Source organism: Psychrobacter sp. AOP7-B1-24, from assembly GCF_052376215.1.
GTDB lineage: Bacteria > Pseudomonadota > Gammaproteobacteria > Pseudomonadales > Moraxellaceae > Psychrobacter.
Map to the genome: position 1 here is coordinate 60,026 of NZ_JBQSVL010000003.1, position 24,951 is coordinate 84,976.

General features: G+C 43.1%; 20 protein-coding genes. 14 read left to right on the forward strand and 6 right to left on the reverse strand.

Features of this window, described 5'->3' with window-relative positions; all coding sequences use genetic code 11:
• Positions 1-16: 16 nt before the first annotated feature.
• The 12 genes from ACT3QP_RS01345 to ACT3QP_RS01400 all read left to right on the forward strand — a co-directional run bounded on the left by ACT3QP_RS01345 (position 17) and on the right by ACT3QP_RS01400 (position 12,010).
• Positions 17-826 carry a ComF family protein gene (locus ACT3QP_RS01345; RefSeq protein ID WP_444524168.1) on the forward strand — a complete coding sequence of 270 codons (810 nt, stop codon included), beginning with the start codon at positions 17-19 and terminating at the stop codon, positions 824-826.
• A gap of 495 nt (positions 827-1,321) precedes the next feature.
• Positions 1,322-1,807: a pilus assembly FimT family protein gene (locus tag ACT3QP_RS01350; protein ID WP_444524169.1), complete on the forward strand. Its 486-nt coding sequence runs from the start codon at positions 1,322-1,324 to the stop codon at positions 1,805-1,807.
• The gene (gene pilV / locus ACT3QP_RS01355; protein ID WP_442439994.1) at positions 1,804-2,454 is read left to right on the forward strand and encodes a type IV pilus modification protein PilV; all 651 of its coding nucleotides are present in this window, start codon (positions 1,804-1,806) and stop codon (positions 2,452-2,454) included. Before ACT3QP_RS01350 ends, pilV begins: the two co-directional genes overlap by 4 nt.
• Before the next feature lie 44 nt (positions 2,455-2,498).
• Positions 2,499-3,389, forward strand: a complete 891-nt coding sequence (locus tag ACT3QP_RS01360) for a PilW family protein (protein WP_192991811.1) — start codon at positions 2,499-2,501, stop codon at positions 3,387-3,389.
• Between the two features lie 32 nt (positions 3,390-3,421).
• A complete protein-coding gene (locus ACT3QP_RS01365; protein WP_442439995.1) occupies positions 3,422-4,249 on the forward strand; it encodes a pilus assembly protein PilX in 828 nt (275 codons plus the stop codon).
• Positions 4,250-4,345: 96 nt separating this feature from the next.
• Entirely contained in the window at positions 4,346-8,092 is a 3,747-nt protein-coding gene (locus ACT3QP_RS01370) for a pilus assembly protein PilY (protein WP_444524170.1), read from the forward strand.
• 131 nt (positions 8,093-8,223) lie between these two features.
• Positions 8,224-8,811 carry a prepilin-type N-terminal cleavage/methylation domain-containing protein gene (locus tag ACT3QP_RS01375; RefSeq protein ID WP_444524171.1) on the forward strand — a complete coding sequence of 196 codons (588 nt, stop codon included), beginning with the start codon at positions 8,224-8,226 and terminating at the stop codon, positions 8,809-8,811.
• Entirely contained in the window at positions 8,811-9,254 is a 444-nt protein-coding gene (locus tag ACT3QP_RS01380) for a type IV pilin protein (protein ID WP_442439998.1), read from the forward strand. Before ACT3QP_RS01375 ends, ACT3QP_RS01380 begins: the two co-directional genes overlap by 1 nt.
• 622 nt (positions 9,255-9,876) lie before the next feature.
• Complete coding sequence (locus ACT3QP_RS01385) at positions 9,877-10,341, forward strand: pilin (RefSeq protein WP_444524172.1); 465 nt, start codon at positions 9,877-9,879, stop codon at positions 10,339-10,341.
• Between the two features lie 136 nt (positions 10,342-10,477).
• Positions 10,478-10,930, forward strand: coding sequence for a pilin (locus ACT3QP_RS01390; RefSeq protein WP_444524173.1), 453 nt, complete (start codon positions 10,478-10,480; stop codon positions 10,928-10,930).
• A gap of 87 nt (positions 10,931-11,017) precedes the next feature.
• Entirely contained in the window at positions 11,018-11,818 is an 801-nt protein-coding gene (gene tfpZ / locus ACT3QP_RS01395) for a TfpX/TfpZ family type IV pilin accessory protein (protein WP_444524174.1), read from the forward strand.
• Positions 11,819-11,836: 18 nt separating this feature from the next.
• Positions 11,837-12,010 (forward strand): hypothetical protein, encoded by a 174-nt coding sequence (locus ACT3QP_RS01400; RefSeq protein WP_444524175.1) that lies wholly within the window; start codon positions 11,837-11,839, stop codon positions 12,008-12,010.
• Positions 12,011-12,148: 138 nt separating this feature from the next.
• Here the strand turns inward: ACT3QP_RS01400 and fdxA are convergent, their stop codons facing one another.
• Both fdxA and mutS read right to left on the reverse strand, forming a co-directional pair.
• Complete coding sequence (gene fdxA, locus ACT3QP_RS01405; protein WP_055123496.1) at positions 12,149-12,472, reverse strand: ferredoxin FdxA; 324 nt, start codon at positions 12,470-12,472, stop codon at positions 12,149-12,151.
• Positions 12,473-12,678: 206 nt separating this feature from the next.
• Positions 12,679-15,846: a DNA mismatch repair protein MutS gene (gene mutS / locus ACT3QP_RS01410; RefSeq protein WP_444524176.1), complete on the reverse strand. Its 3,168-nt coding sequence runs from the start codon at positions 15,844-15,846 to the stop codon at positions 12,679-12,681.
• Positions 15,847-16,306: 460 nt separating this feature from the next.
• Here mutS and secA point away from each other — a divergent pair, with 460 nt between their 5' ends.
• Both secA and ACT3QP_RS01420 read left to right on the forward strand, forming a co-directional pair.
• A complete protein-coding gene (secA, locus tag ACT3QP_RS01415) occupies positions 16,307-19,090 on the forward strand; it encodes a preprotein translocase subunit SecA (protein WP_444524177.1) in 2,784 nt (927 codons plus the stop codon).
• Positions 19,091-19,418: 328 nt separating this feature from the next.
• The gene (locus ACT3QP_RS01420) at positions 19,419-19,703 is read left to right on the forward strand and encodes a hypothetical protein (protein ID WP_192518137.1); all 285 of its coding nucleotides are present in this window, start codon (positions 19,419-19,421) and stop codon (positions 19,701-19,703) included.
• A 170-nt stretch (positions 19,704-19,873) separates the two neighbouring features.
• Here the strand turns inward: ACT3QP_RS01420 and ACT3QP_RS01425 are convergent, their stop codons facing one another.
• From ACT3QP_RS01425 to ACT3QP_RS01440, 4 genes are all read right to left on the reverse strand, one after another.
• Positions 19,874-20,461, reverse strand: a complete 588-nt coding sequence (locus ACT3QP_RS01425) for a YsnF/AvaK domain-containing protein (protein ID WP_444524178.1) — start codon at positions 20,459-20,461, stop codon at positions 19,874-19,876.
• Positions 20,462-20,873: 412 nt separating this feature from the next.
• Positions 20,874-21,722, reverse strand: coding sequence for a DUF2382 domain-containing protein (locus tag ACT3QP_RS01430; protein WP_192991855.1), 849 nt, complete (start codon positions 21,720-21,722; stop codon positions 20,874-20,876).
• Positions 21,723-22,120: 398 nt separating this feature from the next.
• Positions 22,121-23,302: a thiolase family protein gene (locus ACT3QP_RS01435; RefSeq protein WP_192518134.1), complete on the reverse strand. Its 1,182-nt coding sequence runs from the start codon at positions 23,300-23,302 to the stop codon at positions 22,121-22,123.
• 113 nt (positions 23,303-23,415) lie between these two features.
• Entirely contained in the window at positions 23,416-24,774 is a 1,359-nt protein-coding gene (locus tag ACT3QP_RS01440; protein WP_442063384.1) for a homoserine dehydrogenase, read from the reverse strand.
• Between the last annotated feature and the right edge of the window lie 177 nt (positions 24,775-24,951).

Genomic DNA, 24,951 nt, shown 5'->3' on the forward strand with positions numbered 1-24,951 from the left:
GTATCAACGGTCACTTATGCGGCGATTAGCACCTTATCAAACTGGCTTATGGCTGGCAGAGTATGTTGATATACACTGCCAGTTATGTCGTATTTATCGCAGCACACCACAGTCTCAGCTATCATCAGGAAAACCATCATTAAATACCACTGGCTCATCAAGCGACCACTCCCTCTCTAGCAGGCTATATCATCAGTTTCATCACCATTTAAATAAAGGATTGCTATGTGCGTACTGCCATCATAGTGTCGCATGGTTGCCGGAGCCTTTTGATGTTGATATTGCTGTTGGTAGTTCACTAACTATCCAAGCCGCTACTTATTATGACTATCCAATGCGTGAAGCTATCAGGGCCTTTAAACATCATGAAGATATGACCAAGTTCCCCTTGCTACTGCATGCAATACGCCAGTTGCCACGGCCACATGGCTGTCATCATGACAATAGCGTGATTGTCGCCATGCCAACGACCAATCAGCGCCTGATCAAGCGCGGCTTCGATCCTGTCGGTATTTTATCAGCACAACTGTCCAAGCATTGGCGGATACCATTATGGCAAGGGGTTCAGCGCATTGATGATACCGTCAGTCAACAAGGGCTTACACGCGCAGAGCGTTTGAGTAACTTAGACAATGCCTTTGCATTAACCAAAACCCCACCCGTCAGACGCTTACTGCTATTTGATGATGTTGCGACCACAGGTGCTAGTTTGCAAGCATTAGGGCGTACTCTATCAAGAGCATTCACAGACACTACTCTGAATAGTCCACTGCATGATAGGTACCATCTTTCTGCTTATGCTGTGGCACATGGCAATCAATCCTAGGATTTATTTTTAATCCAGTTAGTAGTCATTTCAAGGGCTGAATTTTGCTCAATATCCTAACTTAGCTGCATAGCTTTTCTGGTTTGGTGATAGATATCACTATTTTTAAGATAAAAATAGATGCGAATAGCTGTTTTTAGTGACTTGAAATATACTAATATGTTGCTAATATGTTTCCTTAACGCTATATTGTTAAAATTGTATATATGAATTTGTTAGTTGTTCAGAAATTATGTGTTCAACATTGAATGAAACCAACCAACAAAATGACGAGTCTTAGATAACTTGTGCTATTGACGTAGCTGTGTTTATTTCTTTATCGGACAGCAGTTAATAATTATGGAATAAAAATTGCAGGGTTTACTGCATAATTATACGTTCACAGATGTAAAGAAGTGCAGAAAAAACGATATAAAAATATGGGTTATTGGTTAACTTTCTCTAGCTCAATATCGTTATCAGATAGACAATTACCGTTATAAATAGGGATTTGATGTGACCGCATCTACGAACAATCTATTGCCCAAACTACGAATGAATAGCTCAGGATTTACCTTGATTGAGTTGATGGTGACAATTGCTGTGCTTGCTATTATTGTTAGTATCGCTACACCTAACATTAGTAGCCAGTTGGCCAATCAGCGTGTGAAGTCTACTACTGCGACGCTACTTAATGCGCTAAAAGAAGCCAAAGCTGAGAGTGTGATTCGTCGCCAAGAAATCAAACTGTCTTACGACAATGATGGTACGAATGCTGGCACGATAGAAATAGAAAACGCCAGTGAGGTTTTTGATACTTATCAATATGATGCTCGAAGCACCATTAAATCTACTGCCAGTCAGATTGAGTTCAAACCAAGTAAGACGGCGGACGCAATGGTCTATACTATTTGTGATAGCAATGATTCTGCGTCACCAAGACAGGTCGTTATTACTGCAGTTGCTAATATCAGCAGTCAGCTAGGAGGCTCTTGCCCATGAAGGTTTTAACTTATCAGCGTGGTGTGGGTTTGGTTGAGGTGTTAGTAGCCGTTTTATTATTATCTATTGCGGTATTAGGTTTTAGTGCGCTACAGATGCGTGCAATTACCGCAACGGATGAGAGTTTGGTTAGGACCAAGTCTTTAACTATAGTTCGTAATTTGGCTGAAGTAATGCGTGCCTACCCTGAAGCTTACGTTACAGGAAGTGGAACTGCTTTTAGTGATGCTCTCTCTACAGATACTGGTGCAGTGCCAACCGTTCAAGCCATCGTCGATAGTTCGGCAACTGAAACGGTCACCGTCGGTGGTGAAGTGATTAGTATCTTAGCCAGTGGCAATAACTGCCTATCGACAGAGATAGTAACCACGGGTGGAGTTGATACGCCAAAAGAGCCTTGTAGTATTAATCAGCTGGCCGCTCGTGATGCGTTGATGATCAAAAAAACGGCAGCAGATGAGGATATAAATATTGCTGTCACTATGTGTCCGGGTACCTCTGTTCAGGCAATTCAGCAGCAAATGTGTGTGATTACTGCATGGAACGATACTAAAGCGATATTAGATGATAGTGATGACGATGCATGTGCAGACAGTAATGGAGTTTACAAAACTGGTAGCCAATGCTTGATATCGGAGGCTTACTAATGAGCGGCAATCATAATGTTATTTATAATAAAAATGAGCTTAAGATGAGCGCACTTAGTAGATCACAAGGTTTCACCCTTATTGAACTGATGATATCTTTGGTATTAGGTCTCCTCATATCAGCTGCCGTGATGCAAGTCTATCTGATTAATACACGCACGCTGACAGTACAGCAAAGTGCTTCAGAAGTGCAAGATAGTGCGATCTTTGCTTTACAAGGCATTGAAGATCATGTCCGTCTCGCTAACCTAGGAAATCCTATTACGAGTATTACCGATGAGACCAGTCATGGCGGTATCGTGCTAACGACGACAAATTTAGGCGCGAGTAACACTACAGATAGTAAGAATTTTACGAATAGCAATGGTTCTACCGGCTGGGTGGGCTTATCTAATATGGATGGTGTGGTGAGTGACCAGTTGACTATTCAATATAAAAACATTACGGAAAGCTCTCTGTTTGATTGCGAAGGGACAGAGGTGGTATCTGGTACGGATGACTGGGTTGTTGAACGCTATTTTATCCGTGCAGACTCAGCGGCGAATGACTTGGTATTGGCGTGTGATGCTGGGCGAGTGACGGATGCTGGTGTGGTTTCAGAGAATTTTAATGGTAATGGTACCATTATCACACCAGGTGTTGATCAGTTCCAAGTGCTATTAGGTGCTCAGACAGATACGAGCAATTTAACATATCTACCAGCCAATATATACACACAACTAACCGAAAAGCCTCCAATCACAACGGTGAAGCTTGGTGTTGTGATTCGTAGTAGCACGCCATTGATAAGCACAGAAGACCAAACTACTTTTACTATACTAGGTACAGAGCAAAGTTTAAAAACTGATGCGACACGTGATCAGTTCTATCGTCGCAGCTATGAATCAACCATCTTGTTACGTAATGCGCGCGTTATGTCAGTGACTGGTCTTTAATATAACAGCGTGTCACCAGAAGAAGAGGCAATATGTCAAATATGCAGCAGTATCCATCTCTTAAAGTATCTCCATCCTCACAACAAGGCGCTGTTCTCATTGTGGTATTGCTGTTTTTAGTTTTGATAATATTGGCGGGTGTGATTGCTGTTAAGCAAAGCACGACTGACTTACGGCTCGCAACCAGCGATCAGATTAATACTTTGCTATTACAGTCAGCTGATAATGCCAATCAAAGTATTGAGCAAAGTGTCAACGGTAGTAGTGATGAAGACATCTATGATGACATGCTATCAATAACAGGACCTTTTGGGTACTTTATGTTGAATCCTGACAATTCTGATCATGAATATGTCTTTTGTTTCCGCCCACGAGACCGGTTTTTTGATATCAACAGAACTTCTGTTTTAGCATCGAGTGGTACCATTCTTGGTAGTAATAATGGTTACTGTAATCCTGAAGAGCCAGAAGATTACGTGAGTAGTCGCAATGCTAGTATGACTCAGGTCAATATATCATTAACGTCAGCCAGTGCTGATACTGAAGCATTTAGTAACTATACTATTGGACAAGACAGCAGTTCAGTTTCTAGCCAAGCGTATACGTTCGATATTAATAATACCGCTGTATTGCCTGCGTATGCAGACACAGAAGTCGGCAGCAAAAACTGTTTTGCACAAACCAGTCGCGTAGATACGGTTGCTGATAGCGAGGATACTATTGGTGGATGTATGGCATCTGCTGGTGTGCCTAGTGCTGTTATTTATGAACAAGCCAATGTAGAAAACCAGTCACAGCGTACCAAGTGCGTCGAATTTGGAACAGGTGGTGGTTTGCTTTGTACGTTACCATCAAGCTAAAAGTTTGGATATTTCGTCTAATTTTGCAACATTAGATAGCGTCACTGCTATAGCAGTATGGTTAGCGCATCGCCCAATTATCATAAGGAAAAAATCATGATACACCGAACTAATAAGAGCTCCAATCGACAGCCGTGGCGCGTTAAGGCATTAGCTATTGCTGTGCTACTAGGGTTTAGTGGTACTGTGGCACAAGCAGATACTATTAGTAGAAAACCTGTGGGTGATCTAGAAATTTACAAAGCCGCCACACCAGGTACGGCGTCTATTTTTATGATGCTAGATACCTCAGGTAGTATGGGTAGTGGTAGCATGCGCAACGATTATGGCCAATCATGCTGGACATCTTCTCAGTCTTCAGAAAAAATTCGTGCCGTTATTTATAAACGTCAGGATGATGGTTCAGCTGCTGATGGGTTGTACAGGGATGAAGATGGGAATACCGTCATAGACAAGACAAGCATTCAACAAGAAATTAACTTTACTCCTGAAGGTTGTACTATTAATGGGACGATGCGATTTGATAGATTGACTCGCCTAAAAATAGCGCTCATCGAACTATTGGCCGATGAGGTTTTCGACTATCAGAACAACCTAAAAGACAGTGGCTCTCTCTCGGATGATTATGAGATAGGCTTCGGTAATTATAGTTATAATGGCAGAGACAGAGCGGGGGTGGTGTTAGTTCCTACCAAGGCACTAACTGCGCCTCAACGAGCAGCATTAATCAATGCAGCAAAAGACTTAGAAGCATCAGGTTTGACACCAACTGCCCACGCGCTAGCAGAGTCAGGTGCTTACATGATGGGTACGACTACTAAAGGTGGCGGCTCAGATAATTATAGTGGGTTTGATGACTCTGTTAGTAGTTCCAAATCTGGCAATGCATATATTTCTCCATTGAATACCCAAGAATGTAGCGGTAATGGTATTTACTTATTAACCGATGGCCAACCAAACGGTAGTAGTACTACTAGATCTAAGAATTTAATGAATGAATCTTTGTTAGCTTCTACCTCTAGCCCTGCATTGTCAGTAGATAGCTGTGCTGGTTTAAGTGGTGACAGTAGTTCTAGGTCATGGGGTTGTATGGCTAGCTATGCAGCGCTACTACGCAATACTGCCAATAATCCGCTTGGGTTACCTATCAAAACAGCAACAGTTGGTTTTGGTAGTGATTTTGCTGGACTGACTGGCACGCGCACCATCACAGTTGACGGCGAATCAAAAGAAGTAACGGATTGTGATAGCGGTAGTGTCGGCAATGACACTCGTAATTTATGTAAGCTCGGTGAGCGAAAAGGCGATAATGAGACCAAAACCTTTGGTGATGGTGGTTTTTACTATACAGAAGAGTCTGCAGATATTGCTGCGAGTATTGTCGATTTTGCCACAGGTCTTGTGAATACCATTAATACTTCGCCATCTGGTACGATTACGATTCCTGATGACCCTTATCAAGCGGCAAATCAACAAGCATTTGCTTATCTGCCGATGCTAGATCCTGATATTGCTTCAGGAGCGAGTACTTGGCGTGGCAACCTTAAAAAGTACAATTTGGATGAAGGTACTTTATTTGGTAAAAGCAATAGTGCGCTATATAAGAATGTCGCAGGTGATCTAGACGAAGATACGCAAGATATATGGCAAGAGTCTAACTATATCGTAGATGGTAGTAATGCAAATAATGATATTACAGCGGGTGGTGTTTATGCTCGATTGCAAGCACCCAATGCAGGGTTAGGCAGTGTACGTACACTGTATGTCGAGGATTATACTTCTGCGACTAATACGACGCCAGTATTACGCCAGCTGAGTGTCAATGGTAGCGGTAGGCCACAAGGGTTTGACCAACTAAAAGATACCACCACTTATACTCAACTTAACAAGCGTCGTTTACTAAGTTTCTTAGGTTTTGACTCTTTATTAACTGCCGACGGACAAGCAACAGATACTACGGATGTCAAAGATTTAACGCTTTCTATACCTACTACTGAGATTAAGGTATTGGGCGGTGTCGTTCACTCAAAGCCTACCGCAATCTCATACAGTGCAGATTTAGATGCCAATGGTAACATTGCTGATGATCGTGATGATTATGTATTGTTTGGATCTATGGATGGTGCACTGCATCTAGTTGACGCCGATGAAGGCGAAGAGGAAGTGGCGATCATACCTAAATATATGATCGAGACACAGCCAGAAGCCTTAGTTGATGGCTCAACGATTGATAAAATAGGTCAGCCATATTTTGGCATCGATGCACCATGGTTAGTGACTACAGACTACACTTATGATTTAGATCTGACTAACCCTAGAGTCACTGTCGACACCTCAGACGGTAACGGTATGTTTGCTTATGGTGGCTTGCGTATGGGTGGAGAAGCTTTCTACGGTATGGATATTACCGATGTGTCCGCACCTGAGATTTTATTTACTATTACTCAGGATGGCTTACGTTCCAGTACGTCTGCTAAATCTACCACACAAGGTTTTAGTCGTTTAGGGCAAATTTGGAGCAAGCCAACATCCGCTAAAATCCGTCTCACTAGAGACGGTGATCCTATCGACGTACTGGTATTCGGTGGTGGTTATGATATGGGTTATGAAGAAGATAGCTATGTACCAACCTCTAGCGCACCAGCACAGGGTAATGCTATCTATATGATTGATGCTGCGACAGGTGAGTTGATATGGTCAACCAGTGGTGAGAACGGCAGTACAAAAAATGATAAAACCGATAGTATGATCAATAGTATTACTGGTGAAATTACCGTGTTGGATCGAGACAATGATGGACTGATGGATCATCTCTATGCTGCAGATTTAGGTGGACAAGTATTCCGCGCGGACTTTGAAAATGCTCGCCCTGCTGGCAATGGCTTTGCTGAAGTAGGCAGCTTTTCTAATCAACGAGTCACACGAATACTTGATGTAGCTCCTAGTGGTTCTAACAAAAAATATGCGTATCGCTTTTACGAACGTCCAATCGTGAGTTTCTATCGCAATGAAGGTATTTCTGGAGAGAATATTGCCAATAACGGTCAACTCTTTGCATTGGTCAATGTGATATCAGGTAATCGTAGCGCTCCTTTATCAACCTTGCGTAATGACAATGATTTTGCCAACAGAGTGTATGGCATTATTGACACTGATGTAACAAACACAGATGTCTTAAGCAGTACGTTTTCGGCGACTATTGAAGATATCACCGAAAGTGAGTTAACAGCACTAGCGACAGAGTTGGGTTCTGCACCGACGACAGCGGTAAAAACGGCGGCGAAAGCAGATATGATTAGAGGTACTAGCCAGGGCTGGTATTATCCACTGACCCGATTCGATGGTTATAATAATGTCAGATACAATAAAGGTGTAGGTGATAGTGCGGTTATCAATAACTTGTTATACACCACCGTATATAATCCTGACAAACAGTATAATGACTCAGTTGCCAGCTGTGCTGCACAGATAACAGGTGGTTCAGAGCGTCAGCTTTATTGCTTGCCTTATGGTGTTTGTATGGACGATACCTCGATATCTGGTACAGGCGGCTATATTCCTGCTGGTCAAGGTATTCAAGAGCTGACCCTCGGTGCTTATAACGAAGATAATACAGATGTTAAGGTACTTATCGGTACGACCACCCTGACTGAGCGTATAGCAGCGGCCAATCGTGAGAATTTTGGTAACGATGGCGATAAGGATGACAGTAATATCAAAGATTTATATCCAGGTGAGACAGTCCGTCCTACCGTTACAGGTGGTGATGGTAGTGCTGCTGAATTCTTATTCAATGAGCGTTATACGTTGCAGCCAAAAACATGGTATAAGCGAACGCAGTAATTAGGGCAAACACTAGAATAACAATATAGGCAGTGATGATCATTTCAGAGTTTTATTCACTGCCAGTACCATGATAACTAATGATAGTCATGATTGGTGATTCTAACAGTATTGATAATAGGGCGCGGTATATGACTAAGTCGTATAAGAACGAGACAGAAAGTATGACAACGCATAGCGGCGCACGTGGTTTTACGCTCATAGAGTTGATGGTTATCGTGGTAATTATCAGCATTCTAGCTGCCATAGCGATTCCTAGCTATCGGCAGTATGCTGTGATGAATGCCGAACGTGAAGCTCAGGCAAAACTGCTACAGTTACAACTAGAGCTTGAGCGTTGGCGTTCGAAAGCGTTGAGTTATCAAGGTTTTCAGCCAAAAGTGGTAGATAGTGGGACAGGCGTTATTAGCTATAGTTATGATGAATCGGACAACAAGACCATCTATGTGCCAGACGGTAGTGATGCAGCCAACTATCGTTATTTGATTGCCCTTGTAGATGGTAGTAATACAGCCAGTTCATTGGTTCCTACTGCCAGTGCTACTGTCAATAGTACGACTGGACGTACATGGAAAATGCTAGCGTTACCAAATCCTGTAGGCATTACCGAAAATGCTAATGAAATTATGATCACCAGTGCTGGCTTACGCTGTCAGAGTAAAAACAACAGCTTAGCCATCGCAAATAGCGATTGTGGTACTGGGCAGGAGGAATGGTGATGCGTGTTACTTTAGATAAGTCGATAAGTCCATTTTCATCGCAACAAGGCATCACATTAATTGAAGTAATGATCGTTGTCGCCATCATTGGTGTACTTGCTGCTGTTGCTTATCCTAACTATCAACGCTATGTTATCAAGTCTAAGCGCACCGATATGATGAGCGAGATGCAAAACATTGCTACTCAAATCCAAACCAACAAGCTGGCACAAGGTACCTATAGTAATGACTTAATCACAGGACTGGGTGGCAGCTACCCTGCTCAGGGTACTACCTTGTATCAAATTACGTTCACCCCTGATCCGCTCACCTCTGACTGGACTATCGTTGCTACACCAGAAGCAGATACACAGATGGCTAGCGATGGTACGCTCAGTTTGGATTTTCAAGGCATTAAATGCCGATCGACCACCTGTAGCACTGGTGACGACTGGAATGAATAGAGCTCTGATCTAGAATAACTGACTGAATAGCTGATATGCTATTGTCTTATATAGACTGAGTATATTTAAAGTATGCTAAAGAGCCACCCTAGATACAACGATAATCTAGGGTGGCTTTTTTTATTGATTTACAAATAGAATAAAAGCCTTTATCTGACAAAAAATGTCATGCTAGCTTACCTGATACGCTTAAATGTCACTTAAACTGACAATTTTCAGCAAGTTAACAGCAACAATAGTCAATAGACAAAAATTGTCATTGGATAACGTATGTAGGTCTAGCTAACACATAAATGGTTTCTGGTATCCCTACGAATCAGAGATATCTTGTTTAATACCTTTACTAGCAATGGTTAACACACTATTAACCAAGCCTTTATAAGTTAAATATAGGCAGATTAGCTTTAGTAGGATATAGCTTGTTAATACAATTAATGAGATTTTCATAGTGAAACATGAGAATTGACTAAAAAGTTGGCATGCTACCTGCAACAATAATAACAAGATAGTTAGACGAGTTAGTGAATTACTCATACTGACAAACCATTATTTATAATAGATAACAAATGATAGTGCCAAGTAGCATATCAATCTGTTATCACCTTACTCTAAAGGACGTACTATGAACGCTACTACCCAGAAAGGTTTTACCTTAATCGAATTAATGATTGTTATCGCTATCATCGGTATCTTAGCTGCGATTGCTATTCCTCAGTACGGTAACTACACCTCACGTACCCGTGCAGCATCCGCAGCAGCAGAGCTTGCATCTGTAAAGTCAGCGGTTAATGAATGTATCGCTTTCACTGGTAAGATCCCAGGTTGTGATGCTGGTAGTAACGGTATCCCAGACACAACTGACGCAACTCTTTTTGTTTTGACTAAAAATGTTACGGCGCAGCCTACTGTAACAGATGGTGTTATCAAAGTAGCTTCTTTAGGTGCAACAGCTGCTGATGGTACTGCTTTAACGTATGAGAATACCCCTACTATGGCTGTAGGTGCTGCTAACATGACTTGGAAACAGACTGGTACTATCTGTAACGCACAGCGCGGCTTTAAGCCAGGTACTGGTGATTGCGTATAATCTGACAACTTAGATATTTTAAGTTAATAAAAAAGCCAAACGTTATGTTTGGCTTTTTTGTGTCTAATGACTGACTATTATACGTCGACATCGCACTGGCTATAACTGACGATAGTAGGTAACCTTAGGAGAGATAATGAAACCAACGACCCAGACAGGTTTTACCTTAATTGAGATCATGATTGTTATCGCTATTATCGGTATATTAACGTCAATCGCTCTGCCTCATTATAATAGCTATACCTCACGTACCCGCGCCGCCGCTGCCGCGGTAGAGCTGGCTTCGATTAAGCAGGCAGTCAATGAATGCGTCGCTCAGACGGGCATAATTGCAGGGTGTGACGCGGGCACGAGTGGTATCCCAGCGATTGCAGCGTTTACCACAACTAGCAATGTCACAGCACTGATCGCTGTGAGCGATGGGGTTATCAGCGCTATCATAGGCTCAACAGACAACACAGGTAATAACTTGACCTATATCAATACCCCGACGATGGTAGGGGGTGGAACGAACATGGTGTGGACCAATACGGGTACCGTATGTAACGCTGCCCGCGGCTTTAGGTCTGGTGCTGGTAACTGCCCATAATCTGATATTTGTCGCGTTAAATAACATAAACTATATTAAAACAGGTTAGATTAAAACAGACCCATAAAACCGCATACTGGAATAAATATGTCGACAACCTCCAAGCCCTCATCAAAACTAGAAATTACGGGCTATCATGTGCTGTGCTCGTTAGTACTTAATGTGCTGATTAGCGCTATTATCTACTTTGTTTGGTATCCCAGCCATCTCTATCAAGCGACAGGTGTCTTGCCTGCTGTGCTCATGATGATTGCGTTGAACCTAATCGTCGCCCCATTACTCACCTTTATCGTCTATAAGGCCGACAAAAAAGAGCTCACCCGCGATATTGCAGTGATAGCAGTGTTACAGATAGCAGCATTGGGCTACGGGCTATACATTGTCGAGGCGGGTCGGCCTGCTTATATAGCGTTTGCGGTAGATAACTTTGAGGTGGTGCGCGGCTTTGATAACGAGTGGGCACAGCAGCATCTTGGTACACAGATGACAGCAGCTAAGCCTTTAGGATTATTTGAGAAACCCAAATTTGTCTATTCTGTCTTAGCATCTGAACCAAAGATTAAGGCAGAAGAGCTTACACTGGAAGAGTTTGCAGTAAAGGAATACCAAATGCGAGTGCCTGCTATCTTCAGAACCGATAGCTATCAGCCTATTGAAACAGCAGCCGATATTATCCAAACTAAGGCTAAGCCGTTAAGCAAGCTGACAAATAGTAATGATAAGCTAAGAGTAGAAGCTGTATTGCGCCATTATCCTGATTCTGAGGGCTGGCTACCGCTAACAGCGCCCGTAGTGAATATGGTAGTACTGATTGATAAAGATGGCAATGTTATTGATATTGTGGATTTGCGACCTCACTATACGAGTCGCCTTTCTGAAGTTCTTTAGGTAAGTTTAGGAATAGTTATGAAATATATTATTGGTGCAGCACTGATTAGCTCTCTTATTTTTTTTCTAATTGCTTTGTTTATAAATGGCATTGGAGTTATACCTTCTCAAAGTATATTAGAATATAGTTGGATTGCTTGGGGCGTACTAGTGGCCTTATGCTATCCGTTAGCTAAAAAAGTTATGGCATAGATTGTAGAATGTATTCCATAAACTAATAAAGAATGAAAATTTATGAATCTATTCACCTCAAAAAATAAAGAATAAAAAACCATTTAACGTTATCCTACCGTTAAATGGTTTTAGTATCTAAAAATTGCTTATTATCAGCTACTTCTCTAAATACTGAATCTTACCTTCCACGCCATCCCACTTTTCAGCTTCTGGCAATTGACCTTTCATCTCAGTGATGTTCGGCCATTTTTGTGCCAGCTCTTCGTTTAGCTGGGTGAACATCTCTTGTCCTTTTGGTACTTCATCTTCTGAGAAGATGGCATTGGCGGGACATTCAGGCTCGCATAGTGCGCAGTCGATGCACTCGTCAGGATCGATGACGAGGAAGTTCGGGCCTTCATAAAAGCAGTCCACAGGACAGACTTCCACACAGTCGGTGTATTTGCAAAGAATGCAGTTATCTGTAACGACAAAGGTCATAGTGAGGTCTACCTGTTATTGGATTGGCTGATATAGTTCATCCCTTTTAAAAGAGTTACTGTGCTCACCGTGCTTGAAGTATTATTGATACATCTGCATTTGGTTGCCTTGATTTTCTTTTAAAGTGAATCAACGATAAGGGCTACATAGAATAGTTGGAAAATAAGGCACATTTTAACGCCTTTACGGCTAATTGACAATTCCCTTTAATGACTAATGATTTTCTTCAAATGATAGAGTAAATCATGGGCTTGCTTTGGCGTTAAGGTATCAGGATCAATCGCGCTTAGCTCATCTTGTAAGCTAAACAGCTGATTTTGTTGTGGAATATCAGCCATTATTTGAGATTGATTTGTGGTTTTTATATCAGCTCTCTCTATTTCATGACCATTCATATGATCGCATTTATCATTTAATGACTTAGCTAATTCATTTTTGTCATCAACGGTTCTCACGCTTTCTACTTCAATAGGGTCTAATTTTAAGTTATCTGCTAAGTAGCGCTTGGCGTCATCCAGTACTTGGGTAGGAATCCCTGCCATTTTTGCCACATGCAGACCAAAACTAGAGCTTGCGGCACCGTCTTTGATTTGATGCAGTAGTAACAGTTGACCGTCGATTTCACTGGCAGCGACATGGACGTTACGAATACCTTTATTCTGTGCAGCCAATTGCGTCAGCTCAAAGTAGTGGGTGGCAAACAGGGTCAGGCAGCCGATCTCAAGCAGCCTGTTGACACAAGCGTGGGCGATGGCCAGCCCGTCGGTGGTGGCGGTACCGCGGCCGACTTCATCCATGAGCACCAGTGATTTATCGGTCGCTTGGTTTAAGATATTGGCCGTCTCGATCATCTCGACCATAAAGGTCGACTTGCCGCCTGCCAGATCATCAGCCGAGCCAATACGGGTAAAGATGCGGTCGATATCACCGATGCGCGCGCTGGCTGCTGGCACAAAGCTGCCACAGTGCGCGAGCAAGACAATAAGAGCGGTCTGGCGCATGTAGGTTGATTTGCCGCCCATATTGGGGCCTGTGATCATCAGCAGGCGCTCAGGATGTCCTTCTTTAGTATTGGCACTGCCCAGCGTGCAGTCATTGGCGACAAAGGCATGGGCGCGCGCAGGTTTGCTGGGGTGTTGGCTGAGGTTTTGGCTAAAAGTCTGTGTTGCGCCTTGCACGGCTGGGCTGCTGGTATTATCGGGGGTTAATGCCGCCTCGACCACCACATGGCGGCCTTGCTGGATGTCGATACTGCTCTGGTCGATACGGGTCTGGCTGCTGTTTTTTAACAAGTTGCCATCGTTTGAATCGTTAGTCATAACGGGACGTTGCCAATGATAAGTCGTCGCAAGCTGCGCCCAATTGCTGAGCACATCTATTTGAGCGATGGCGGCGCTTAGCTGCTGCAATGCGGCCAAATGATTACTGAGTATCGTCAACAGCTCATGATACAGCTGTTTTTCTCGAGCCAGTGCTAAGCTTTGTGCGCTTAGATATTCGGTCTCGACTTCTTTTAGCTCATCGGTGATAAAGCGCTCGCTGCTTTTGAGCGTCTGCCGACGAATAAAATGCGCTGGTGCATTTTTTGCCTGCATTTTGGGCAGCTCAAAATAAAAGCCACTGACTTTATTGAAGCCAACTTTAAGACTGGGCAATTGGCTGTCCTGACGTGCACGCTCGACCATTTCATCCAAAGTCGTCTGAATGTTGTCATGCAAATGGGTCAAGCGATCAAATTCGTCGTCATAGCCAGCAGCGAGCATGCCACCATCGCGGATATGCGCAGGTGGCTCTACGATAATGGCGCGCTCAATCAGCTCGGCGACGGACTGTATGGCAGGTAACTGTGCTGGCAGTTGCTGCATGAGCATGGGTAATAAGCCTGCTTGATCATGGCTAATGCCTGCTTGGTTGAGTAAGGTCGTCAGCTGGTCACTACTGGCGATACCCTCAGCAAGTTTACGTAAGTCGCGTGGCTTTGCACTCATCAGACCGATGCGGCTTGTGATTCGCTCAATATCACCGATGGTATGTAGCGTCTCGCGTATGCTGGTGACTAGGGTGCGCTTTGTTTCGTTATTTGCTAATGTTTGCCCAAGGTTGTTTGATGCATGTTCTGTATTTAACAGGCTAGCGATCGCATCTAGGCGTAAGTTGATACGTGCGTGTTGACGTAGTGGGCGCTTCATTTGCTGTACTAGTAATCGTCTACCCATCGGGGTCTGACAATGATTTAGCACCGATATCAATGAGGTGCCATTGCTACTAACAGGGGTGAATAGCTCAAGATTCTGCTGGCTGTTGGCATCGATAATCAGGTAGTCGTCGCTATATTCGACAATTAGCTGATTGAGTTGTGGTACATGGCGTTGCTGAGTTTGCCGCGCATAATGAATGAGTGCAGCACAGCTAGATTGTGCCAGTGGTGCGTCGCTAATCCCTAGGCCGTCGAGACGTTGCACCTCAAACTGTTGGCAAAGAGTTGCGCTGGCATGTTCAGGATGAAAGTCATTGGCAGCGACTTCGATAATAGGGCAGTCAAGATGTTGACGTAACCACAGTAGCCAGTCTTCGCTATCAGTACCAATACGGCCATTGAGTGTTTCGCTCACGATGCATTCACTAGGGGCAAAGCGTGCCAAGACAGTGAGCATCTGCGCTTGTAAGCCCTCAATATCGTCATGATTTGTGCTTAGCGTTTGGGTGGTCAGCGTGCCAGCGGTCAGGTCCATCTGGCTAATAGCAGCTTGCAAAGGCTGTTTGCTATTTGCCTTAGGTATGGCAATATCAATGGCGACCACAGCTGGCGTATGATTTGGCGCAATTAATGCGTCATCGGTAATGGTTCCTGCCGTTAGAGTTTTGACCACTTCACGGCGCATGATGCTACCAGCGGCAGATTTGCTTTTCTTTTGCTTGTCGCCCATCGTAGGCGCGTTAGATTGACTCTTCGCAGTGGCTGATTCATCAACCTGTTCGCAGACAACGACGGTTTGCCCCGCAGCGATTAATCGTGCCATATAGCTATCAGCAGCATGAAACGGCACACCGGCCATTGCAATGGTGTTGCCCGCTTTATCCGTGCCACGGCGTGTGAGCGTGATGTCTAATATCTGTGCTGCGCGTTTGGCATCATCAAAAAACAGCTCATAGAAATCACCCATCCGGTACAGCAGCAACGCTTGTGGATAGTTGGCTTTCATGGTTAGATACTGCACCATCATCGGCGTATGATCGGCCAAATTATAAACGCTATCACCGATTGTCAAATGATCAGCGGTTAATGGTTCGGATGTCTGTTGTTTTGATAGCGCATATGCTGACGGAGTAGATTTTGAGGTGTTAAAATTTTGAGCGGACGTCTTTACAGTCATGCAGAGTCTCTTATAGTACTTATTAATCAATCCCAGAAAATACGATTAGCGGTGTCAAACTTGTTCAGACTACTAGGCGTAGTACGTGTGCTTGTTTTTTTTGGCTATTCTATTTTTTGAGAGTGGTGATAGTATGAAATGGAGTGTTTTTTACGTATTTTTATTTAGCTAGCATGAAACGGCTTGGCGTAATATCGGTGGATATAGCGGTGCCGTGTCATAAATATAACAAAACCATTTTAACACGTTCAACGGTGTTTTTACGTCGGCAAATATCTGCCCGCTGCCCTTGTATCCATCAGCGTCATAACCATATATAATGACGTCACACTTAATTGGGCGATACTTCATTAGGCGATACTTCATTTCAGTGGTACGTTAGTCAGATAATGACAAGGCAGCGAGCTAAGCGTTGGCTAATGCGCACTAATTATCGAATATTTCCATAGGTCAAAAAATTATGTTATCAAAGATTATAGGCAGTGTCGTTGGCACCAAAAATGACCGCGAATTAAAGCGTATGCGCAAAGTGGTCAGTAAAATTAATGCACAAGAAGCCGAAATACAAGCACTGTCTGATGAGCAATTAAAACAAAAAACCGCAGAGTTTAAAGCACGTTACCAAAATGGTGAAAGCTTAGATGCATTATTACCAGAAGCTTTTGCTGTCTGCCGTGAAGCATCGCTACGTGTCAATGGTATGCGTCACTATGATGTGCAGCTGATTGGTGGTATTACCTTGCATGAAGGTAAAATCGCCGAGATGAAAACTGGTGAAGGTAAGACCCTAATGGGAACCTTAGCCATGTACCTCAATGGCATTAGTGGTAAAGGCGTTCATTTGGTTACCGTTAACGATTATTTGGCGGCGCGTGATGCCGAATTGAACCGCCCCTTATTTGGCTTTTTGGGTATGACGGTTGGTGTTATTTATTCGCAGCAGCCACCGCAGGATAAAGTTGAGGCCTATCAAGCGGATATCACTTACGGTACCAATAATGAATACGGCTTTGATTACCTACGCGATAACATGGTGTTTAGTCTTGCTGAGAAAAAACAGCGTCCACTGAACTTCTGTATTATCGATGAAATTGACTCTATTTTGATCGATGAAGCCCGTACGCCGCTCATTATTTCGGGTCAAGCCGAAGATTCATCACGTATGTATGCGTTGATTAATACCATTATTCCTGTTCTTGTTCGCTCAAAAGATGAAGAAGCCAACAAAAACAACGAAGACGAAGACTTTTGGATTGATGAAAAGAACCGTCAAATTGAGATTAGCGAAAAAGGCTATGAGAAAATTGAGCGTTTCTTAGTCGAAGTCGGTGAGCTTGGCGAAAACGAAAGCTTATATAGTCCAAGCCGTTTGCCGTTATTGGCTCACGTGCAAGCCGCCATTCGTGCGCATCATGTCTTTGTAAAAAATGTGCATTACATCGTTGATGAAGGCGAAGTGGTCATCGTTGATGAAAATACTGGTCGTACCATGCCGGGTCGTCGCTGGTCAGAAGGTCTACATCAAGCAGTAGAAGCCAAAGAAGGCGTCGATATTCAAGCAGAAAACCAAACGCTTGCGACCACCACATTCCAGAATTACTTCCGTCTTTATGACAAATTATCTGGTATGACGGGCACAGCAGATACCGAAGCGGCAGAATTCAAATCAACTTATGATTTAGATGTCATCGTCATTCCAACGCATGAGCCAATTGCTCGTATCGATATGGATGATCAGATTTTCTTGACCAAGCTAGGTAAGTACAAAGGCATTATCCGCGAAATTAAAGAAATTCAAGCCAAAGGTGCGCCAGTACTGGTTGGTACGGCGACGATTGAAGCCAGTGAAGAATTGTCTTATCTACTCGATCAAGAAGGCGTTAAGCACAATGTCTTGAATGCTAAGCAGCATGAGCGTGAGGCAGAAATTATCGCCCAAGCGGGTAGCCCAAAATCAGTCACTATTGCGACCAACATGGCAGGTCGTGGTACCGATATTATCCTTGGTGGTAATTGGCAGTCGTTTATTGAGGACATTGATGCGGTTAGCCCAGAGGAAATGCAGCGCTTAAAAGATCAATGGCAAGTCAAGCATGACAAAGTGGTTGAGGCAGGTGGTCTACATATTATTGGTTCTGAGCGCCATGAATCACGCCGTATTGATAACCAGTTGCGTGGTCGTGCCGGTCGTCAAGGTGATCCTGGTATGTCGCGATTTTTCTTATCGCTTGAAGATGACCTCATGCGTATCTTTGCAGGCGATCGCGTGGTCAATATGATGCGTGCGATGGGTCTAAAAGAAGACGAGGCCATCGAACACAAAATGGTCTCCAAATCGATTGAGAATGCGCAGGGTAAGGTTGAAAGTCGTGATTTTGATGCCCGTAAAAACCTATTGAAATACGATGATGTTGCCAATGAGCAGCGTAAAGTTATCTATGGTCAGCGTGATGACTTGTTGGCAGAGATGGATTTACTCGAGGCTCTCGAAGTGATGCATCGTGAAGTTTATAACGCCATGATCAACCAGTTTATTCCACCGGGCTCTATCGATGACCAATGGAATATCGATGGTTTAGAGGATGAGCTAGAAGATGAGTTCAAAATCTCGATGCCGATTAATGATTGGCTAGACGAGGATCGCCGCTTAGATGAAGAAGGACTGCGTGAAAAAATCATTCAAACAGCCTTAGAGCGCTATCATGGGCGCCGTGAGCAGATGGGTGAAAAAGACGCAGCTCAGCTAGAACGTCACTTTATGCTACAGAGTCTAGACAAGCATTGGAAAGAGCATCTAACGCAGATGGACCAGTTACGTAAAGGTATTCATTTACGTGGTTACGCACAAAAAAACCCAGAGCAAGAATATAAGCGTGAGTCGTTTGAGTTGTTCCAAATGATGCTAGGTGCGATTAAATCTGAAACAGTACAAGATTTATCACGTGTACATATTCCTACCAAAGAAGAGCTAGAAGCATTGGAAGCGCAGCAACGTGAGAATGCTGCTCATATGCAAATGCAGTTCGAGCATAATGACATTGATAACTTAGATAGTGGCGCAAGCAACTCAGCTGCACAGTCGCAACCTGACAACCGTGCTGTAGCCAGTGCAGCAGCAGCGGCTTCGATAGCAGGGAGTACAGCTGGTGAGCCAAACCCATATGCAGGCTCAAACATCAGCCGTAATGCGCCTTGTCCGTGTGGCTCAGGCCTCAAGTACAAACACTGTCATGGCAAAATTTAGCTCTAATAAGTAGGTGTGGACGCTAGGTACTGAATCGTTAGTAGAGATATATTAGCAATACTATAGGAAAAGCCCTTATCTAAAGTGGATAGGGGTTTTTTGGTATTTATTAAGACACGCACTAATACTCTCAGATATAGTCGCTGAACTACTAAGTCACTACGGCGTTATCCTTCTTAGATGTACTACTTGTACAATCTACAGTTGGCTGCCTTATACTCATTTTAGAGTTCTTTGACTATATGCTGTATTGATTTCTTACAAATTCAGCGTAGGCGTGTATTTATTGACAGGCTATAGTATTTAACAGATTTATTTGGAGAGTGTTATGAGTTTAGAGTTAGCAAAAGGGTTACGTCGTTCAATGGCGTTGACGGCACTGCTTGCTGGTGTGTTGTCTATCAGCGCCTGTCAGCAACAGCCAGAGACAGAGGGTGATATAGAAGACGGTATTAATACTGAAGAAACAGTACCAATGTCTGCTGAACCTGCTGAGCCGACTGAAGTGATCATTGATACTACAGATACATCGGTCGATGAAGTAGAAGGTGATGCGGCTATCTCGATGGATAGTGCTGCTGAAGATAGCGATGCTGATGAGGACACACCCTAAAACATTCACTATGGTCTAAGCAATAAAAAAAGCAACGTTATCGTTGCTTTTTTTATTACCAACTTTTGGCTTACTTATGCGTATTATACCAATCCCAAAAAATACGATTAGCAGTGTCAAACTTGCTTAGTCTACAGTGAATAGTACTTGCACTCGTTTTCCTTGCTACTCTAATTTTTGTGCATGGTATTACTATCCTCATGATCCAAAAGCCCTTCTTCTCGTACATCCAATTCTTCATGTTTCAGCGCTACTTGAATGGTATCGGTATGAGTATGCGTGGTTTTACTGATATCTATTTCTTGGACAGTATAGGTTTCCTTCATAATGGTAGCTACTTGGCGAGACAAGACCATTTCGATAGGGTCATCACCGATTTGTATTTGCTTACCATTAATGGTGATAACGGCTTTACTGTCCAATGATGGTTCAACATGACGCAATATATCCTGTTTGTCATAATCACCAGACAATAGGTCCTGACTTTCTGCATCATTGAACTCAGTGCGAATGGTAAGGTATTCTTCTACTAGCTCGATGGGTACATCAACGGTTCTAGTGCGCGCATGCTTAGTGACCGTGACTTTTCCGACATCCAAGCGTTCTTTGTTAATGACTGGACGTTCTTCTAGCAATTCTAAATAACCAGTTTTTTTTTCATCACTGATGCCTTTCTTGTCAGTTTGTTGATCAGGTGGTAAAACTTGATTTTTGTCTGATCTGTCTAGGCGCTTGTCTTTATTGTTATTAGTGGTCATCATCGTTTCCTTATAATTGAGCAATATTTATAGTTATACAGGAATGGAGGGCGAGTATTGAAAAATTTGGTTCATTTAACGTTATTATTTTTTGCGGGCGTTTTATCAGCAATGTTTAACATGGCTTAGATAGTCAAACCTATATAAATCTGCTACATCGTCATCCTCGCTGACCATACTAATATATAGCTTGCACTCGGTTTTTTTTGTATCGAAATTATTTGAACTCAACTATATGAATGAGTAAAAGCTGAGCAAAAAAAAGACCAGAGTTATACCCTGATCTTAATTTTCTAAGCGAAAATCTAAATAGAAAAACCTAAATAGCTAAACTTAGCTACTTGTGACTGTTATCTTTATCTAGATTTTATTTAGTTGTAATGACAGTCAAATAATGTGGTGGTGTAGTGTATTACAGATCACGTGCGCGGCGTACGTCTTCTGCAGTGATTCCCTCGCGATCTATGACATTGCCTTCACGGTCGACCACATTTCCGTCACGATCAACGTCTAACTCTTCACGCTGAATGGTTTCAACGATAGTTTCGGTATGACGGTCGGTTGTTTTACCAACATTGACCTCTTCTGACACATAGGTATCTTTACCAACGCGTGCACGTTCCGCTTGTAACTCGACTTCAACTGTTTCATCACCATTTACATCACCGATACGGCGGTCTGTCGGACGGTCGACATTGGTACGTTGAATATTGGCATGCTCTTCTTCTAGCTCGACATCGACATTACGCTCTTCAGTGACCACATGCTTACCGACTTTAACTAAGCCAGCGACGATACGGTCTTTATTGACAGTTAAACGCTCTTCTAGTAACTCTAGGGTATTTGGTGCTTCATAGGCATGATCAGCGATTTCCATGCGCTCTGCAGCAGGAACACTATCAGCGACAAAGGCTTGGCGATCTTTTTGATGTTGATCTTTATAACTATACTGATAGTCATGATCATATACTTCCATAGCTTCTACTTGAGCTTTGGTTAAGCTATCAAAGAATACATCATCACCAACGATACGAGCGAGACCTGCTGGTACTAGTACTTCTTTTGAGCTGAACCAGCCACCTGCATCGACAATGAGATAACGGATACGGCCAGTGGTATCTTCTACCAACGCACCTTCAATTTTACCGACTTTGTCTTCATTGATACCATATGCAGTTTTGCCTGTTGGATCATAATAGTCGTCACCAATAAGGTCATGGTGAGTTGCTTGGATATCTTTTAAACGGATTAGTTGGCTCATTGTTGTCTTCCTTTTTTATGAGTTAATTATTTTATGGGATAATTATTAATAGTTATTTGAATAATAGTACATCTTCAAGAAAAATATTTTTATAATCAATTACTTAATAAGTCATAAGAAAACTCTATATCGACTTGTAATAATCCTAACATCAGGATTTCTGATGAGATATATGAGCAAGGTAGCAAAGTGTGCACTTGAAGTAATTGCGTGTAATAGGCTGTAAATGGCATAACATAGGTGGGGGTATACATTAACGTGTTTTTACAGAGAGTAATGTTTTGAGGGTATTGAGAGTAGATAGACATAAAAAAACCGCAGTGTTTGATACACTGCGGGTTTTTGAATGTTAAGAATTTTCTAATGCTCAAAGCAATTCTATATTTAACAAATCCGCCTTAAGCCAGTTCTATGGCAACTGCCACTGCTTCACCGCCACCGATACATAAGGTGGCAACGCCTTTTTTACCGCCAGTGCGTTTTAGAGAGTTGATCAGAGTGACTAAAATACGAGCACCAGAACAGCCTACTGGATGACCCAGTGCACAAGCACCACCTTCTACGTTGACTTTGGCATGGTCAATTTTTAGCTCGTCCATCGCAGCCATGGTAACCATCGCAAAAGCTTCGTTGATTTCCCATAGGTCGACATCGGCCACCGACCAACCAGCACTAGCCAGTACTTTTTCAATCGCACCGATTGGTGCAATGGTAAATTCGCTTGGATGACGAGAGTTGGATGCTGTAGCGATGATACGTGCTTGGTAATCCAAACCTTCAGCTTGCGCTTGCGATTCTTTCATGACGACCACGGCGGCAGCACCATCAGATATCGAGCTAGCGTTTGCCGCAGTGATGGTACCATCTTTGGCAAATGCTGGGCGTAAGGTAGGAATACGATCGGCATTGGCAAGAGGTGGTTGCTCATCAGTATCAATCGTTTGCTCACCTTTACGAGTTTTAAAGGTAACCGCTTCGATTTCATCTGCAAAGTGACCATCTTTGATAGCTGTTAGTGCACGATTGAGAGATTCGATAGCAAACTCATCCATTTGCTCGCGCGTATAGCCTTTTTCATTCGCCATTTCTTGAGCGAAACTACCCATCAGCTTGCCAGTTTCAGCATCTTCTAAACCATCCAAGAACATATGGTCTTTGACCTCTTTATGCCCCATACGATAGCCGCCACGTGAGCCTGGCAGGATATAGGGTGCGTTGGTCATTGATTCCATACCACCTGCAACCGCGACATTGAAGCTACCTGCTTTGATACCGTCATGTGCTTGCATGACTGCTTTTAGGCCTGAGCCACACAGTTTGTTAATAGTGACAGCACCAGTTGCATCAGACAAACCTGCTTTACGCATTGCTTGACGGGCAGGACCTTGACCCAGACCTGCAGTCAAGATACAGCCCATGATAACTTCATCAATGTTATCACTACTAACACCTGAGCGCTCGACCGCAGCTTTAATGGCAGCGGCTCCAAGATCTGTCGCACTCATATCTTTTAAGGCACCTTGGAAGCCGCCCATTGGAGTACGTGCGCCGTTTAAAATTACAATTGCATCATTTGACATTTTTATTATTCCCTTTTACGTATTTTAAATGAGAGTATTTTACGCTGAGTAAAATCAAACATTTATTCATTATCAAACGCAGATAGGTGAGCAGCAGTTTCAGTTACTTAGTTTTATGCTAGCTCATCTAAGCGAATGCGTACTACTTTATCAGTAATGGTTTCTAAGTTTTCAATTTTTTCAATCGCTAAGTTCATCTGACTCTCAACCACAGGTAAGGTCAGAATAATTACTGGGACTTGACCAACTTTATGTGCAGGCTTTTGTAAAATCGCATCGATATTGATACCAGCATCGCTTAGGATGCGAGTGATATCGGCCAATACCCCAGGGTTGTCACTGGCATGTACACGCAGATAGTAACCAGTCGTCATCTGCTCAGCGCGTAATATTGGTGTGTCTGATAATTGCTCAGGGATAAATGCCAGATGCGGTACATGATGCCCGTGGTTGTTTTGATTGTTGCTGTCTTGCTCATCGCCATCTTTGTTACCTAACACGCGAACCAAATCCATGACATCGGCCATGACTGCAGAAGCCGTCGCCCCAGCGCCAGCGCCATCCCCGCAATAGAGCGTTTGTCCAAGTGGATGAGAGTTGACCAAGACTGCATTTTTTACGCCATTGACATTAGCCAATAGCGCATTTTGCGGGATAAGCGTTGGATGTACACGTAACTCGATGCCAGCGGCGGCATTGTCACCCTGACCATCACGGCGTACAGCAAAGCCTAAATGCTTGATACGGTAGCCAAGCTCTTCAGCATAGTTCACATCTTGCAAGGTAATACCAGTGATGCCCTCACAGTAGACCTTATCAAACTGTAATGGGATACCAAATGCAATAGAGGCGAGTAGGGCGAGTTTATGCGCCGCATCGATACCTTCCACATCAAACGTTGGATCTGCTTCAGCATAACCTAGCTCTTGTGCTTCGCTCAGCACATCGGAGAACGGACGACCTTTATCACGCATTTCGGTCATGATGAAGTTGCCAGTTCCGTTGATGATACCTGCAAGCCAATTGACTTTATTGGCCGCTAACGCTTCACGCATTACTTTAATGATGGGAATACCGCCTGCCACTGCTGCTTCATAGGCGACATGGACGTTATTGTCTTCTGCAAATGCAAAAATTTCATTGCCATGTTCAGCCAATAGTGCTTTGTTTGCAGTGACGACATGTTTGCCATTTTTAATAGCGTGCATGATGACATCTTTAGCTAAAGTAGTACCACCGATCACTTCGATAACAATGTCGACATTATCGCTTGCAGCCACTGCCATCAAGTCACTGTTTTGAATAATATTAGGATCAATATCATCACGCTGACGGCGCGTACCAACTTCGGTAATAATAATATCATGGCCGCTACGGCGCTTTAGCTCAGCTAAGTTGTCATTAATAAGATTGATCACGCCAGTGCCGACAGTGCCCAGACCAAGTATCGCTAGTTTGATGGAATTGCTCACAGTATCCTCAAGAGGTTAAATATAATGAATCAAGTGCAAAACTATTACAGGTCAAATTTACTAATAGTAATAAGCGTACTTTGACAGTAGTAGTGCTATCGTGACTTCATTATAGTTGAATAAAAAGTACTCAAATAAAAGTAGTATGCTGCAGATTTTTCATAGCGTTTTATCGTA

Coding starts and splice junctions, on each gene's coding strand:
- ACT3QP_RS01435 (WP_192518134.1), bottom strand. CDS start 23,302: ATGTCAAATGATGCAATTGTAATTTTAAACGGCGCACGTACTCCAATG.
- ACT3QP_RS01365 (WP_442439995.1), top strand. CDS start 3,422: ATGTCAAATATGCAGCAGTATCCATCTCTTAAAGTATCTCCATCCTCA.
- ACT3QP_RS01400 (WP_444524175.1), top strand. CDS start 11,837: ATGAAATATATTATTGGTGCAGCACTGATTAGCTCTCTTATTTTTTTT.
- ACT3QP_RS01375 (WP_444524171.1), top strand. CDS start 8,224: ATGACTAAGTCGTATAAGAACGAGACAGAAAGTATGACAACGCATAGC.
- ACT3QP_RS01425 (WP_444524178.1), bottom strand. CDS start 20,461: ATGACCACTAATAACAATAAAGACAAGCGCCTAGACAGATCAGACAAA.
- fdxA (WP_055123496.1), bottom strand. CDS start 12,472: ATGACCTTTGTCGTTACAGATAACTGCATTCTTTGCAAATACACCGAC.
- ACT3QP_RS01370 (WP_444524170.1), top strand. CDS start 4,346: ATGATACACCGAACTAATAAGAGCTCCAATCGACAGCCGTGGCGCGTT.
- tfpZ (WP_444524174.1), top strand. CDS start 11,018: ATGTCGACAACCTCCAAGCCCTCATCAAAACTAGAAATTACGGGCTAT.
- pilV (WP_442439994.1), top strand. CDS start 1,804: ATGAAGGTTTTAACTTATCAGCGTGGTGTGGGTTTGGTTGAGGTGTTA.
- ACT3QP_RS01385 (WP_444524172.1), top strand. CDS start 9,877: ATGAACGCTACTACCCAGAAAGGTTTTACCTTAATCGAATTAATGATT.
- ACT3QP_RS01390 (WP_444524173.1), top strand. CDS start 10,478: ATGAAACCAACGACCCAGACAGGTTTTACCTTAATTGAGATCATGATT.
- ACT3QP_RS01360 (WP_192991811.1), top strand. CDS start 2,499: ATGAGCGCACTTAGTAGATCACAAGGTTTCACCCTTATTGAACTGATG.
- ACT3QP_RS01345 (WP_444524168.1), top strand. CDS start 17: ATGCGGCGATTAGCACCTTATCAAACTGGCTTATGGCTGGCAGAGTAT.
- ACT3QP_RS01420 (WP_192518137.1), top strand. CDS start 19,419: ATGAGTTTAGAGTTAGCAAAAGGGTTACGTCGTTCAATGGCGTTGACG.
- ACT3QP_RS01430 (WP_192991855.1), bottom strand. CDS start 21,722: ATGAGCCAACTAATCCGTTTAAAAGATATCCAAGCAACTCACCATGAC.
- mutS (WP_444524176.1), bottom strand. CDS start 15,846: ATGACTGTAAAGACGTCCGCTCAAAATTTTAACACCTCAAAATCTACT.
- secA (WP_444524177.1), top strand. CDS start 16,307: ATGTTATCAAAGATTATAGGCAGTGTCGTTGGCACCAAAAATGACCGC.
- ACT3QP_RS01380 (WP_442439998.1), top strand. CDS start 8,811: ATGCGTGTTACTTTAGATAAGTCGATAAGTCCATTTTCATCGCAACAA.